This window comes from Sphingobium phenoxybenzoativorans, assembly GCF_018286635.1.
GTDB lineage: Bacteria > Pseudomonadota > Alphaproteobacteria > Sphingomonadales > Sphingomonadaceae > Sphingobium > Sphingobium phenoxybenzoativorans.
The window spans coordinates 1,039,405-1,053,663 of sequence record NZ_CP073910.1; the positions used below are offsets into that span (position 1 = coordinate 1,039,405).

A 14,259-nucleotide genomic window follows, 5' to 3' on the forward strand; every position below is an offset into this window, starting at 1 on the left:
GCGCCGCTAGCCAATGAAGAACCGGAATTTCTCCAGCCACTCGCTAAGGTTGATGGAGGTTCTTGCGCTGGGGTCTGTGGTTGGCCTTGCGAGAGTCGATCTGAAACTCAGGCCGATGGGAGAAATCCATCGTTTGCGGTCATGCATGAATTCTTCATCGAAGCAGGCCGCTGGCGTTGGCGCAATCTTCCCTGCCCCCCATCCCCCATCCAAAAGGCCCCGAGGGCATATTCTCCATCGCATCCCCTACACTGAAAAATGCTACCATTTGGTCAGTTAGTTCTTGACGAGTGACCCGGTTAGGCTAATTAACTGACCAAATGGTCGTAAAATTTCATAGCGTAATAACTGATTCAGGGGAGGTGATTGGGGAAATGAAGGTGCCGGTCCTTATTGCTGGCGGGGGTCCCGTAGGCATGGCGCTCGCATTAAATCTGGCGCGCTATGGCGTGCCGTCCATGCTGGTCGAGCGTAATCCCACGACCACGCAGCATCCGAAAATGGATCTGACCAATGGCCGCAGCATGGAATTTTTCCACCGACTAGGATTGGATGAAAAGCTGCGGGACGCAGGGGTTCCGCGCGATAATGATTTCGACATCCTGTGGGTCACATCGATGGTCGGTCATGATCTCTATCGCTTTCATTACCCTTCGGCAGCCGCAAAGACGCGCATCATCCGGGAGCAGAATGACGGCAGTCACGCCGCGCAAGCGCCCCTGCGAGTAAGTCAGATCCAGATCGAACCTGTGCTCAAAAAGGCTATTGACGAAAATCCATTGATCGATGTGCGCTTTGGCCATCGCTTCGAAGAAATTATCGAAAATCGAGCGGATGGAGTGACGGCGAAGGTCGTCGATACCGGAAGCGGGGAAGCATATGTCATCGAGTGCCGCTTCCTTGCAGGATGCGATGGCGGAGGCAGCCGGGTCCGTCGGCGCCTGGGTATAGAACTGGAAGGCGAACAAAATGTCGCCGGGGCCTTCATGGTGCATTTCCGGACAGATGATCGCGCGCTGTTGCAGCGGTGGGGGCCAATCTACCATCTGCAAAATGGGGCAGGCACAATCATCGCCCAGAATGATCATGATATCTACACGCTCCAGGCATGGCTTACGCCAGACATGAATCCGGAAAACATGACTGGTGAACAGGTTCTGGAAGGCTGGGTGGGCACAGCATTCGAATATGAAATTTTGCAGGCCAATCCGTGGTTTGCTCATTTCGTCGTAGCAGAAAAATACCGATCGGGCAGCACGCTCCTGGCGGGGGACAGCGCGCACCAATATATCCCCACCGGCGGCTATGGGATGAATTCGGGCATTGCGGATGCGGCTGCATTGTCGTGGGCCCTTGCAGCGCAAATACAAGGCTGGGGAGGCGATCGCCTGCTGGATGCCTATGATGCAGAACGCAGGCCAACGGCATGGTTTCATCTGGAGGCTGCCCGCAGACATATGGGCGTGCGCATCAAGATCGCAGAAATATATGGGGAGGCTGGTGATCTTGGCGGGGACGGACCCGAAGCCGATGCGAGGCGCGCCGCCGTTGCGAGCAGAATCGAAGAACAGGGCAATGCGGAGAATGAGAGTTGGGGCGTAGAATTTGGCTATCGCTATGACCAGTCGCCGGTGATCGTCCATGACGGTAAGCCTCCCATCGATCCTTTGGTCTATGAAGTGCGCACCAATCCGGGGTCGCGCCTTCCGCATATCTTTCTGAAAGACGGCTCGTCCTTATTCGATCGGCTCGGCATGTATTTTACCTTGCTGATCTTTGGAGATGCCGATACGAGTGCTTTGGAAACGGCAGCCGAAAAGTTGGATATTCCGATGGAGATACTGCGGATCGATGAGCCCGATGCCCGCGAGATTTACGAACGCAACCTGATCCTTGTTAGGCCTGATCAGCATATCGCCTGGCGTGGCGATTCTGTGCCGGATAACAGCGAAGATATGCTGATGCTGGTTACCGGTCGAACATAACCTTGAGAAAAGGGGGGGCATTGTGTGACAATGCCCCCCCGCCAGACCTTATATGCGCAAATCTATATATGCGCAAATCTATGAAAACTGATCGGACGCTACAGGCTAAAGATCGGCGTGATTGTGCGATGCTCAATCTTCCATCCTGTGCCATTATAAGCGACGATATCCTCTATATCGGCGACGGATTTCACTTCCGATCGCATATCATTGGATTCAGTTCGGAATAATGTAAGCAAGGATCTCATGGTGGCTTTGCCATCACCGTCGTCCTCTATCAAAATATTGGACAGGACATGACGGGATGTGACCGCGCTCTGCGCTTGTCGGCGGGACATGGATATAGCGATGTCCGCACCGCTGATGGTTCCGGGGCTGGGCGCTCCAGGTCCGAAGGTGAGAGCGCCATCCTTCGTGAACAGCTCCGCGCATTTCTCCGCTCTGCCATGGTCAATCAGCCAGAAGGAGCGATAGAGCAATTCTTCGATTTGCCTGTAATCCTCGGCTTCCATCAGCGGAGTTTCACTGCTTCGAGACCGCGCTTGCCAATATCCGGGCGGATTTTCAGCGTTTCCTCATTTTCCCCGGCGTTTAGCTTTTCCAACAGAACCTCTGGATCAAACTCGACGCCAATCGGGTTTTCAGCAAAGGTCTCCGAATAGAAAAACGCTGTCGCATCTTCGATCCGCGCATAATTGTCGACCTGCAGTTCGATCTGGTTTCCATCGGGATCCGCATAATATATCGAAGTCGTGGGACCGTGATTTATCGGAAAGATCGGCATAATGCCCATGTCCCGAAGTCGCGCGTAAGTATCCATCAAATCACGCAGGGTCGCATAGGTGAACGCAGCATGATGGAACCCCGCATGGCCGTCCTCCTGTTCACGGAGATCGGGAATGTGGATAAGCGCGACGCGATGATGCTCGTCGTCATATGAAAGGAATGTCAGTATCTCATTCTTGAAGGCCGGGGTCGCCCCCAGCACGTTCTGATACCATGCAATCATTTCCTCATATTTTGATGTGCGCAGCACGAAATGCGCCAGTTTCAAAGGTGAAACGACCCGTTCAGAACTAGTTGCTTCGTTATTGGCGCTCATCATGCTTCCCCGCTTCTTGTTCATGAGACGAGTCTGCTGGGCCAGAGCCAAATACGGCCGTAGTCAGCATGCCCGTATCCATGAATTCGATGATGTCCTTGAATTCTCCGCCCGCTATCCGCGTTACAAATGCGTAATAGGGCTGGTCGTAGGGGCCGGTAGGGCCAATGCCGCTGCCACCTCCCAGAATGACCGCACGGTCTCCCGCAATGATCGGATCTTGAAAGCTGAGCGCAGGAGCTTCCCTGAAATCGCCGAGAACCGGCACGAGATTTTCCAGAAGGTCGCGCCGCCCATAATATGTCCTGGAGACTGGGGTCGTGCCGATGACTGTATAGGTGCCATCCTCACTCAACATCTCGAAAGCGCCCATGAAGTTCTGATCGGCAAGGCGCTTCATGAATTCCCGCGCCGTGGCCTCGGTGCTGGAGGGAACATCGTCAGTATCTTGGGCAAATACGGCCTGCTGTTCGCTGCCATTGTTCCAGATAAATTCCTCCCATGCATCGGCGATCGCCCATTCGCCGGCTGGGTTTCGAGTAAATTGCCAGCGATAGCGGCCACCCATGGCATAGGATTGCGTCGGATCTGCCCCGACGGGGAGGCCGGAAAAAAAGATGTTGGCTGATCCCGTGGCGGTATCGCCGTCGACTTTAAAATCGCGGCTTACTACATTGTGCTGGGTGTCTGCCCAGGCATGATCCATCTTTCCGACGCATATGTCATAGATTTCCTGCCGCCCCTTCATCAGTCCGAAGGAATTGGGAAGGTCAAACTGCGCGTTCTCCGTGAAGCATTGCGACCATTCCCGCCATTGACGGCGATCCGCCGTGGTGACGTATCGCTGCACCAGCGCATTGAGGTCCGCTTTGGCTTCCAAGCGCTCCAGCCGCATTACGGCGGCGTTATCGGTAGCCATTTGCCTCTCCCTTCTATCGCTATATACTGTCCATAAGGTCAGTGTTTGATCTGTCAAGGGTTTTGCTCATGCGTTGGCGGTTCGCACGTTGGTCGAGCTCGTCAATGAGGTCTGCACTGCGCTCTATTTCCTATATATTATTAAAAAATCTCTCGATATTTCGGGATTCTGCCGTCGGCGGTTTCGTCTTGTGCCGGGGCGACGCCAATCCCGGAAATTCAAAATCTGCCGTTTGTCGCCAAAATATAGTTGAACTTATGGTCAGTGGATTATAGCATCCCTAGCAAAAGTGACGGTAGCGCGGCTCTCTAGGGTTCCGATGCTTGAAAACAGACATAATTTTGGGAGAATCGGTCGTGAATGAACAGGTGAGGATCGACGCAAAAAGGCGCGATCAGACATTGACCGAAGCGGCTGGTCTGTCGACTGGGCCGGTGCCGATGGAGCCGTATCGCTCGCCGGAATTCTACAGGCTTGAACAGGAAAAGGTGTTCCGGCGCTCCTGGTTGCTCATGTGCCGGGTGGAGGAAGTGCCAAATCCGGGCGACTATGTGGTCAAGCAGATCGAGGTTTGCAAAGCGTCCATCATCATCGCGCGCGGTAAAGACGGAACTGTCCGCGCGCTCCACAACGTGTGTTCACATCGCGGAAATCAGGTTGTTCTGGATGAAAAGGGAACCGGTAATCGCTTCATGTGCCGTTATCACAATTGGACTTACGCCAATGACGGCCGTCTTCTTGGCGTACCGGATGAGAGCGCCTTCTTTGCCATCGACAAGAAAGAATGCGGCCTGACCAAGATTGCTTGCGATGTTTGGGAAGGCTTTGTGTTCATCAACCTGACACCAGAACCAGAGGTCTCTCTCAGCGAATTTTTGGGCGAATTCGGGCAATATTTCAAGGGTGTGGAATATATCGCGGCCGAACATCCCGTCATTTTCCGCGCCGTGCTGGACTGCAACTGGAAGGTGTTGTCGGATGCTTTCAGCGAGTCCTACCATATCCCGGCCATTCATCAGCAGACGCTAGGCGATACGTTCGCATCGAAGGCCAATCCCTTCGCGCATCTGTTGGATGCCAAGATTTTCGGGCCGCATCGCGTAAATTCCATGTTCGGCAACGATCAATACCAGCCGCAGGACAGCAGCCTTGTAGAAAAGCTGGGCCAGGACGCTCTGGCGACGGGCAATGCAATCTCGGCTGTCAGTATGGAAACGGTCGAGAAATTCCTCGCCCATCCCGCCGTCAATCCCACGAAATCAGCAAGCTGGTCGATGGACGTCAATCACATCTTTCCAAACACCCATATTGATAGTGGGCAGGGCGGCTTTTTCGTCCATCAATATTGGCCGATCGAATATAACAAGACCCGGCACGAAGCGACCTTCTACATCCATCCGCCCAAGAATGCCGTCGAACGGTTTCGTACCGAGCAATATATCGCGCGCGTGTGCGAGGTGCTCCTGGAGGACCTCACCAATGTCGCGCGAACCCAGCGGGGTCTTGAATCGCGGGCGAAGGATTTCATGCAGCTTCAGGACAATGAGATCCTGATCCGTCACGGCATCGAGGAAGTCATCAAATGGGTGGAGGCCGAAACGCTGCGCGATGCTCTCGCGCTCTAATCCGTCGATGACCGAAGATAAATGAACTGATCCAGGAGAATGGAATGTCTGATTTAGAAGGCCGTGCCGCACTCATCACTGGTGCGGCTTCCGGTATCGGCCTTGCCACCGCCAAAGCTTTGGCAGCGCGTGGCGCGCGCATCATGGTTTCGGACATTAATATCGACGCGGCCGCCGCCGCCGTCGATCAGCTCAAGGCTGCGGGCGGCGAAGCGGATGCCGTGCGTTGCGATATCGGCAGCGAAGATGAAATCCAGGCTGCAGTCGCCAAGACGGTCGAGTGTTTCGGCAAGCTCGACATCATGCACAACAATGCGGCGCTCCTGTCCCCAGATGTGTTGATGAGCGACGTCGATGTTCTGAGCATGGATGCCGATATCTGGGACAGGGTCATGCAGGTGAATGTCCGCGGGACTATGCTCGGTTGCAAGCATGCGGTGGCAGCAATGCTGAAATCTGGGAGTGGCGCGATCATCAATACATCGTCGATGTATGGAATGAACGCATTTAATCGCATGCCCGCTTACAGTGTTTCGAAGGCGGCTATCAATATGCTGACTCAGCATGTCGCGACGGCCTATGGCCGGCAGAATATACGTTGTAATGCGATCGCTCCCGCTTTGATCAAGACCGCGGCGTCGGAGGCAGTGATCCCGAAACCGTTGACGCAACTTCACGACGATGCGGCCGCGCTGCCATTTTCGGGAACGGCCGAGGACATGGCCAACGTCGTCGTATTCCTGGCGTCAGACGAGTCCCGTTACATCACGGGCGAAGTGCTGCGCGTGGATGGCGGAACGACATCGCACCTCGCGACATATTCTGATGCGCGCCGCTTCTTCGGCGACTGATCATCACGGGGCGCGAAACAAAAAACACCGATCGATATTTCAGTTGGGAGAGTTTGATGAAGTTTCACCACATGGCCATCATGGTCACGAACCTTGAAGAAGCCATCAAGCTTTGGCGCGATGTGCTTGGTTTTGAACTGGGCGTTCAAACCGTCATTCCCGATGGGCCTGAGCCGGGCCCGGACACGTTCATGTACCCTGAGTTGCTGGACGACATCTTCAAGGTGAAGGGAGCTAAATCCCGTATGGCGTTGCTCAGTTCGGCGGAAGGGGCTTTCATCGAGCTGCAAGAATGCCAGAACCCCCCGGCGCAGAAAACGCCAGAGGAGAACCTCCGTTACGCCCATACCGGGATTCATGAGCTTGGACTTCTGGTGACCGGAATCGACGCCTGGTACGATAAGATCAAGGCGGCCGGCTATCGCATGCAGACCGATTATGTATGGCAATGCGCAAGCATGGGCCGGTCCTTCCTGTTTTACGATCAGGACGGCAACATGATCCAGATTTGGGAAAATCTCGGCGAGCCTGAATGGAGCTGAGCCTAAGCCGGACGCGCGGCCGCAGGTCGCCGGTCCGGCTTTCCCTACATTGTGGATCACGGGGTTAATCATGGCTGCATCAATGAAATTGGCTAACATCGGCCGCATCGTTCAGATGGCTTTTGTTCCGCGCGACTTCGACGCCGCTCTCCATTATTGGACGAAGGTCATTGGTGCGGGGCCATTCTACCATCTTGAGCATATTGTGCTCGACAATACTCGCTATCGCGGTGCGCCGGCGAATGTCGATCTGAGCGCCGCTCTTGGCTATTGGGGCGACATTCAAATCGAGCTGGTGAAACAGCATGATGACAGTCCGTCCATATACCGTGACTGGCTGAAAGCCGGACGCGAAGGCGTACAACATATCGGTGTTGTGCTTGACGACTATGATCAGTTCGACAGCGCCCATGCCGCGCTCTACCGGGATGGCGGTGAGCCCGTCATGGAAACGGAAATCGTCAACGCCACACGTGCGGCCTATTTCCAAATGCCGGGTGAAGATCCGTTGGTCGAGATATTGGCTCTGCGGCCGCATTTCCTGAAGCTGTGGGACCATATGCGACGAACATCGGTGAATTGGGATGGCAGCGATCCGTTGCGCGCCGTGCCCGCCGAGGAAGTCTGGGCAATCTAATGGGGAATAAATCTGTGGCTTTTGAAGAAAACCAGTCCTCTGCGGCGCAACCCAAGCGGCGTATTGCTCTGGCGGCCGTATTGGGCGTCATCGCACTTGTGCTCCTCGCAGGCGGCATGAAGCTGATCGCGCTCGGTGGCACATGGTATTATCTGATTGCTGGCCTTCTCGTCGCTGGCGCCGCTGTGGCCTCTTTTATCGGCAGGGTGAAGCTTGGCGCTGCTCTTTATGGCGGCATGCTGACGATCACGGCGATATGGGCGATAGCCGAGGCGGGCTTTGAACCCTGGCAAATTCAGGCGCGACTAGCAGCTCCGCTGGTCATCGCCATATGGGTTTTCTGGTCATGGATCAGGAGAAATTGGAAGATTTCCGCGACTGTGATGGCAGTTGGCGTTGCGCTGTTCTCAATCTGGCTGGTCCGCGCAAATTCTTGGCAGAATGCTACAGATTCGTCCGCATTCTTTGCGAGCGGCAATGGAGAATGGCCGCATTATGGCAATACATTGGCGTGTCTGTCGTCAGAACATTTGGCACAACTCGCGGCGTAGATCAGCGGAGTGTGGGCCTCGTCTTGGATTGATGTTTAGGCGGCGAGCTTGCGGTGTTGCAAGCGCCGATGTTCGAGTGTCTTTCGCTTGATCCTTTCTCTTCGTTTGATGATGGCAGCAGCCCTGCCGAAGTAGGCATCGGCGGGTGTGACGTTGTCGAGGCTCTCGTGGTAGCGCTGGTGGTTGTAATGCTCGACGAAGGCCTTGATCTGCTGTTCGAGATCGCCCGGCAGGAAGTAATTCTCCAACAGCACACGGTTTTTGAGCGTCTGATGCCAGCGCTCGATCTTGCCTTGGGTCTGTGGGTGGAAGGGTGCGCCGCGCACGTGGCTCATCTTGTTGGCGTCGATGTATTCGGCCAACTCGCTCGCGATGTAGCTGGGGCCATTGTCGCTGAGCAGGCGGGGCCTGTGCAGCACATTGGCGTGGTCGCAGCCTGAGGCTGCCAGTGCCATATCGAGCGTGTCAGTGACGTCCTCGGCTCGCATGGTGGTGCAGAGCTTCCATGCAATGATGTAGCGCGAGTAATCGTCGAGCACGGTCGAGAGATAGACCCAACCCCATCCTATGATCTTGAAGTAGGTAAAGTCGGTCTGCCACATCTCGTTGGGGCGGGAGGTTTGCGTGTGGAACGCATCTGCCGCCTTGATCACGGTGTAGGCCGGGCTGGTGATCAGATCGTGGGCCTTCAGGAGGCGGTAGACCGTAGCTTCGGACACGAAGTAGCGCTTCTCGTCGGTGAAGCGCACCGCCAGTTCTCGCGGGGACAGCTCGGTCTGTTCCAGCGCCATCTCGACGATCTGCTGCCGGACATCCTCGCCGATGCGGTTCCACACCCGGCTCGGCCCGGATGGTCGGTCTGCCAGCGCCTCGGGGCCACCTTCAAGGTAACGATCATACCAGCGGTAGAAGGTGCGCCGTGCCACGCCGAGCTGGTCCAGCGTGCGTTTGGCGGGCAGGTGCGACTGCTCGACGATCCGGATTATCTCCAGCTTCTCGGATGCAGGGTATCTCATTCGTCGTCTCCCCCATCCGCGATCATGCTTTTTTTGAGCAGACGGTTCTCCAGGGTGAGATCGGCCACACATTCCTTCAGATCACGGGCCTCACGGCGCAGGTCCTTCACCTCGTCCGTGGTCGCAGCACGCGCAGTGTCACCAGCCAGACGACGCTTGCCGGCCTCCATGAACTCCTTGGACCAGGTGTAATACAGGCTCTGTGCGATCCCTTCACGGCGGCACAGCTCGGCAATGGAGTCATCGCCGCGCAGGCCATCGAGCACGATCCTGATCTTGTCTTCAGCAGAGAAGTGCCGACGGGTCTTGCGGCGGATGTCCTTTACGACCTGCTCGGCAGGCTTTTTGGTGCTTGAGGATTTGGGCTTCATCTTCGTTCCTTCGTCACTACGACGAAGCCCAAATCCTCCTTAAATCACAACCTCAAATCTGTGCCATAGGTGCTGACGGGGGACAATTACGAAACACCCATTACGGCTGACCTGAACGTCTTTGTCGGCGCCAGCATGCTGTACCAGAGCAAGACCATTGGTCTGTTTGCCCGGCCAGAGCAAGTCGCGCTGGTGGATCTGGACTCTACACAGTTCCCTGGCGTGAAGGTTCCCGGCGATGCTTTCGATATTAAGGCATACACAACGGTCGACGGGCAATTGGGCGTAAGTTCAGATACAGGCGGATGGAAGGCCTGGGTATGGGGTAAGAATATCTTCAATACCTACTACTGGACCAACGCCACACAGTCGTTTGACTCGATTTACCGACTGACGGCTATGCCGGCGACCTATGGCGTATCCGTGTCAATGCGCTTCTGACCATGCTTCGATACCGGGTGGGCGATCAACGGATTGCCCGCCCGGTTAAATCTTTCAGGACTTGGCGGGCTTTCAGTCCAATTCTTTCAAAGTCGCCGGCGGGCTGAATGGAATTTCAACAAAGGACAGGCGATGCCCGGCAAGAAGGTCATTATCAGTTGCGCAATCACGGGGTCTATCCATACGCCCTCGATGTCGCCACACCTTCCGGTTACGGCAAACGCGATAGCGGCGAGCGCACTCGGTGCGGCTGAGGCTGGCGCTGCGATTGTCCATCTCCATGCCCGCGACCCTAATGACGGCAGGCCGGACCAAAGGCCGGAAGCCTTCGAGCCTTTTCTTCGTATCATCAAGCAGTCGTCAAATGTCGTCATAAACCTGACCACCGGGGGATCGCCCTACATGCCGGTGGAAGAGCGCGTTAAGCCCGCTGAGGTTTGGCAGCCTGAAGTCGCCAGCCTGAATATGGGTTCAATGAACTTCGGCCTTTTCCCGATGCTGCGCCGCTACAAGGATTTCCGGCATGACTGGGAGGAGCCGATGCTGCGCAACTCCGATGATCTGGTGTTTCGTAACAGCTTCAGGGACATCCGCTACGCGCTAGAGACACTGAACGCCACGGGCGCCCGGTACGAATTTGAATGTTACGACACCAGCCACCTCTATAATCTCCATTATTTCTGGAAAGAAGGTCTCGTTCGGGCACCGCTGTTCATCCAGACATGCTTTGGCCTTCTGGGCGGCATTGGCGCGCATCCCGATGACGTGATGCATATGAAGCGGACGGCCGACCGTCTGTTCGGGGATAATTATCGCTGGTCCGTGCTGGCTGCTGGCGCGAATCAAATGCGCGTGGCGGCGATGGCCGCATCAATGGGCGGGCACGTTCGCGTGGGGCTGGAGGACAGCCTCTGGTTGCGCGCCGGCGAGTTAGCCGAAACGAACGCAGCGCAGGTGACGATGGTCCGGCAGATCATTGAGGGACTGGGCCTGGAAATCGCCACGCCAGATGAAGCGCGGGAAATATTGCAGCTTAAAGGCGGCGATCAAGTCGGCTTCTGATGCCAGAGCCAAGGTCAAGCACGGGAGGGCGGCAAATGGATGATCCGTCAGTGCCTGTTAAGGGATATGAGCCATGAGCAGTGTACCCCGTCTGGTGGCGTCCTATTTCACGCTGGCGGGAGATCTTATTCCCTTCGCCAGCGATGCCCCTGCGCGGTTCGATTTGAAAGCGCGCGCCGATGCCGCTGCCCGTGCCGGTTTTGTCGGAATCGGCCTCGAAACCAATGACCTCACCCATAATGTCGACCAGTATGGATATGCGGGGATGAGACGGATTCTGTCCGATGCTGGTCTCAGCTATGTCGAACTGGAAGTCCTGACAGATTGGTTCGCCGATGGCGACCGGCGGGCAGTCTCTGACAAGACCCGTCAATTGATGCTGCAAGCCGCACAGGAACTGGGGGTCGCCAAAATCAAGACGATTGGCGACGCGGATGGCGGGATGGATTTTTCCATCATACGTGAACCTTGGCCGATGACGCGCCTGGTGGAAGAATATGGCCGCCTTGCGCGTGAGGCAGCAAAGGCTGGTTCTCTCATTACGCTGGAGTTGGTTCCAGGAACCGGCGTTTCCGACCTTGCGACGGCACAAGCCCTAGCGGAAGGTGCGAATGAGCCTAATGCCGGGCTGCTGATCGACATATGGCATCTCAACCGGTCTGGCATTCCCTACGAGGATGTTCAGCGTCTGCCGCCGGGGCTTATCAACGCCGTGGAAGTAGATGATGCAATGGCGCGCATGGTCGGCACGGTATTTGAAGATACCATCAACAACCGCAAACTGCCTGGCGAAGGCGAATTGGATGTTATCCGTTTTCTGCAATGCATCGCCAGTACCGGTTATAACGGCGTTTATGGCGTGGAGATGGTGTCCGAAGCGCACCGTAAATTGTCGCTAGAGCAGGCCGCCACACGCTCCTTCTCCACGACGATGGAGCAGTTTGCGGCCGCCAGCCTTCCGTCTGCATGAACTGATTGGGAGAATATCATGGCCGATATGAAAATTCGCCATTTCCGTCTGGAGGACCAGCCAACCTTAGGGCCGCCGATTGAAGGATTGGTCCGACGACCGATTGTCGGGGCAGGCACACAGATAATGGAAGTGCGACTGGACAAGGGATTTAAGGTCCCGCGCCATAATCACCCAGAAGAACAATGGTCCTACATGATTTCCGGGCGGCTCGAATTCTGGACCGACGAGGAACCGGATGGCTTCATTGTGGGGCCAGGCGATGTCGTGCATTTTCCGCCCAATGCTTGGCATGAAGCGGTTGCACTGGATGATGTGTTGGAGATTGACGTGTTCTGGCCAATCCGGCCGCAACTTCTTGGCCCTTTGACGGCGGCGGACGGCACGCTGGTTGACGAAGATTCCGACCGCTAAGGCGTTCGCAACGATAAAGAGGTGCGCAGGGATATGGCGGGCGACAGCTTACGGAACGAAATGGACAGGTTGGAGGCGCGGCGCGCGCAAGCAGTTCTGGACGGTGACTTAGAGGTATTGGACGATATGCTGTCCAACCACTTGCTTTATTGCCACTCGACTGGGATCATTGATAGCAAGCAGATATTCATCGACAAAATCGTGAAGAAACTTTCGATTTTCCACGATTTCAAGGCGGAAGCAGATGCGGCGATCGAACCCGTCCCTGGCACGCGCATCACGGCGGGTAATCTTCTGGTCGATGTCGAGATAAATCAGGTCGTCCATAATGTTCGCGGCAGATTTCTATCTGTTTGGTGCCTGGAAGATAATTCCTGGAAATTGCAGGCATTTCAGGGTGTTGGTGGTTAAATATCGGTCGAGTGCGATAATATCCATTCCGTTTATTGGGACTGTGGTCCCGAACCGCGCATATAGCCAGACTACGCATATAGGACGTGTAAACGATCCAGACCGACAAGCCGCAAATGGCAGAGTTTTTTGACAGCATGTCGGAGCATAGAAGCCGTTCTTCTCAGCATCGAAGTGCAGCAGCACCGATCCGATGGGAACGGTCAATATACCCCTGCCGGCTTGTATCTGCCAGGCTCAACAGCAACAAGATGGCGGGCCGGGCGTCGTTGTTCATTCGCCGCGTCCGGCCCGCTTGTTCTTATCCTCTTATCGCAGGAAGTGGGTCAGATGTGCATTGGATTTACTGAGGCAGCGGCGCAGCATCGCTGATCAATCCACTATCACGCAGATCACGCCAGAAGTGAGCCGGGATAGTCTCAGCCAGCGCAGCGCTGTCCTCTGCAATCCGGCTTGGCCTGCTGGCGCCGGGAATGACGGCGGCGACCGCCGGATTGGCGAGCGAGAATTGAAGTCCTGCCGCCTTCATCGAGATGCCATGGCGATCGGCCAAAGCTTTGATCGCCGCCACTTTGGCAAGGATTTCTGACGTGGCAGGAGCATATTCAAAATTTGGTCCGCCGACGAGAGCGCCAGAGCTATACGGGCCGCCGACGACTATACCGAGGCCCAATTCAGCGACCTTGGGCATCACCCGCTGCAATGCCCGATCATGATCAAGCAGGGTATAGCGGCCGGCTAGCAGGAAAGCATCGGGGCGCGGTTCCTGGAGATCGAGCAGCAATTCTATCGGCTCGACCTTGTTGACGCCCAAGCCCCACGCCTTGATCACGCCTTCGTCGCGAAGACGATCAAGGGCCTTGAAAGCGCCGGTCCGCGCTTCCTCAAATTTGGCCAGCCAGAGATCGCCCCAAAAATCCTGTGCGAGATCATGGACAAAGGCGATTTCGATATGGTCGGTCTGCAGGCGATTGAGGCTATCCTCAATCGACTTCAGCGTCGCATCATAGCTGTAATCGCTGACAACCTTGTTGGGGCGGCCGTTGGCGAAAACATCGCCCTTCTCGCCATTGTCGCGAAGGCTCACATCCTCAATTTCGTCGAGGATCACCCGTCCTACCTTGGTGCTGATCACATATTGATCGCGCGGACGCCCCTTGAGCGCTTCTCCCATGCGCAGCTCGGCAAGACCGGCGCCATAGAAGGGGGCATTGTCAAAATAGCGTATGCCGTCATTCCATGCAGCTTCCACGGTCGCCAGCGCTTCATCTTCTGGAATTGCGCGGAACATGTTGCCGAGCGGAGCGGCGCCGAAGCCGAGCTTGCCCGGCAGGATATCCTTGAGTGCCATGATATTTGTCC

The 14,259-nt window shown here is 55.9% G+C and carries 16 protein-coding genes; 11 read left to right on the forward strand and 5 right to left on the reverse strand.

What is annotated here, in order from left to right; genetic code table 11:
* Window positions 1–416 precede the first annotated feature (416 nt).
* Window positions 417–1,985, forward strand: coding sequence for an FAD-dependent monooxygenase (locus KFK14_RS05085; RefSeq protein ID WP_246524894.1), 1,569 nt, complete (start codon window positions 417–419; stop codon window positions 1,983–1,985).
* Between the two features lie 98 nt (window positions 1,986–2,083).
* Here KFK14_RS05085 and KFK14_RS05090 read toward each other — a convergent pair whose 3' ends face one another.
* From KFK14_RS05090 to KFK14_RS05100, 3 genes are read right to left on the reverse strand one after another with little or no spacing between them, the layout of a single operon-like run.
* Complete coding sequence (locus KFK14_RS05090; RefSeq protein WP_212610115.1) at window positions 2,084–2,497, reverse strand: nuclear transport factor 2 family protein; 414 nt, start codon at window positions 2,495–2,497, stop codon at window positions 2,084–2,086.
* On the reverse strand, window positions 2,497–3,111 hold the full coding sequence (locus tag KFK14_RS05095) for a VOC family protein (RefSeq protein WP_246524896.1): 615 nt from the start codon (window positions 3,109–3,111) through the stop codon (window positions 2,497–2,499). The genes KFK14_RS05090 and KFK14_RS05095 overlap by 1 nt, the downstream gene beginning before the upstream one ends.
* Entirely contained in the window at window positions 3,074–4,006 is a 933-nt protein-coding gene (locus KFK14_RS05100; protein ID WP_212610116.1) for a nuclear transport factor 2 family protein, read from the reverse strand. Before KFK14_RS05100 ends, KFK14_RS05095 begins: the two co-directional genes overlap by 38 nt.
* 356 nt (window positions 4,007–4,362) lie before the next feature.
* Here KFK14_RS05100 and KFK14_RS05105 point away from each other — a divergent pair, with 356 nt between their 5' ends.
* The 5 genes from KFK14_RS05105 to KFK14_RS05125 all read left to right on the forward strand — a co-directional run bounded on the left by KFK14_RS05105 (window position 4,363) and on the right by KFK14_RS05125 (window position 8,212).
* Complete coding sequence (locus KFK14_RS05105; RefSeq protein ID WP_246524898.1) at window positions 4,363–5,631, forward strand: aromatic ring-hydroxylating oxygenase subunit alpha; 1,269 nt, start codon at window positions 4,363–4,365, stop codon at window positions 5,629–5,631.
* Window positions 5,632–5,675: 44 nt separating this feature from the next.
* Window positions 5,676–6,482, forward strand: coding sequence for an SDR family NAD(P)-dependent oxidoreductase (locus KFK14_RS05110; RefSeq protein ID WP_212610117.1), 807 nt, complete (start codon window positions 5,676–5,678; stop codon window positions 6,480–6,482).
* A 56-nt stretch (window positions 6,483–6,538) separates the two neighbouring features.
* Window positions 6,539–7,024: a VOC family protein gene (locus KFK14_RS05115; protein ID WP_212610118.1), complete on the forward strand. Its 486-nt coding sequence runs from the start codon at window positions 6,539–6,541 to the stop codon at window positions 7,022–7,024.
* 82 nt (window positions 7,025–7,106) lie between these two features.
* On the forward strand, window positions 7,107–7,661 hold the full coding sequence (locus tag KFK14_RS05120) for a VOC family protein (protein WP_212610119.1): 555 nt from the start codon (window positions 7,107–7,109) through the stop codon (window positions 7,659–7,661).
* A gap of 116 nt (window positions 7,662–7,777) precedes the next feature.
* Window positions 7,778–8,212 (forward strand): hypothetical protein, encoded by a 435-nt coding sequence (locus KFK14_RS05125; RefSeq protein ID WP_212610120.1) that lies wholly within the window; start codon window positions 7,778–7,780, stop codon window positions 8,210–8,212.
* A gap of 35 nt (window positions 8,213–8,247) precedes the next feature.
* Here KFK14_RS05125 and KFK14_RS05130 read toward each other — a convergent pair.
* Window positions 8,248–9,599 (reverse strand): IS3 family transposase gene (locus KFK14_RS05130; RefSeq protein WP_212609119.1). Its coding sequence is split into 2 segments (ribosomal slippage): window positions 8,248–9,261 and window positions 9,264–9,599, totalling 1,350 coding nucleotides; the frame shifts between segments, so codons are not numbered across the junction.
* Window positions 9,600–9,668: 69 nt separating this feature from the next.
* On the opposite strand from KFK14_RS05130, the gene KFK14_RS05135 reads away from it, so the two are divergent.
* The 5 genes from KFK14_RS05135 to KFK14_RS05155 all read left to right on the forward strand — a co-directional run bounded on the left by KFK14_RS05135 (window position 9,669) and on the right by KFK14_RS05155 (window position 12,897).
* Window positions 9,669–10,040: a TonB-dependent receptor gene (locus KFK14_RS05135; protein ID WP_212610121.1), complete on the forward strand. Its 372-nt coding sequence runs from the start codon at window positions 9,669–9,671 to the stop codon at window positions 10,038–10,040.
* 132 nt (window positions 10,041–10,172) lie between these two features.
* Window positions 10,173–11,102: a 3,5-dioxohexanoate:acetyl-CoA acetone transferase gene (gene kce / locus KFK14_RS05140; protein WP_212610122.1), complete on the forward strand. Its 930-nt coding sequence runs from the start codon at window positions 10,173–10,175 to the stop codon at window positions 11,100–11,102.
* Window positions 11,103–11,196: 94 nt separating this feature from the next.
* Complete coding sequence (locus tag KFK14_RS05145; protein ID WP_212610123.1) at window positions 11,197–12,072, forward strand: sugar phosphate isomerase/epimerase family protein; 876 nt, start codon at window positions 11,197–11,199, stop codon at window positions 12,070–12,072.
* 18 nt (window positions 12,073–12,090) lie between these two features.
* Window positions 12,091–12,486: a cupin domain-containing protein gene (locus tag KFK14_RS05150; RefSeq protein ID WP_212610124.1), complete on the forward strand. Its 396-nt coding sequence runs from the start codon at window positions 12,091–12,093 to the stop codon at window positions 12,484–12,486.
* 33 nt (window positions 12,487–12,519) lie between these two features.
* Window positions 12,520–12,897: a nuclear transport factor 2 family protein gene (locus KFK14_RS05155; protein ID WP_212610125.1), complete on the forward strand. Its 378-nt coding sequence runs from the start codon at window positions 12,520–12,522 to the stop codon at window positions 12,895–12,897.
* A gap of 343 nt (window positions 12,898–13,240) precedes the next feature.
* Here the strand turns inward: KFK14_RS05155 and KFK14_RS05160 are convergent, their stop codons facing one another.
* The gene (locus KFK14_RS05160) at window positions 13,241–14,248 is read right to left on the reverse strand and encodes an aldo/keto reductase (protein WP_212610126.1); all 1,008 of its coding nucleotides are present in this window, start codon (window positions 14,246–14,248) and stop codon (window positions 13,241–13,243) included.
* Window positions 14,249–14,259: the final 11 nt, after the last annotated feature.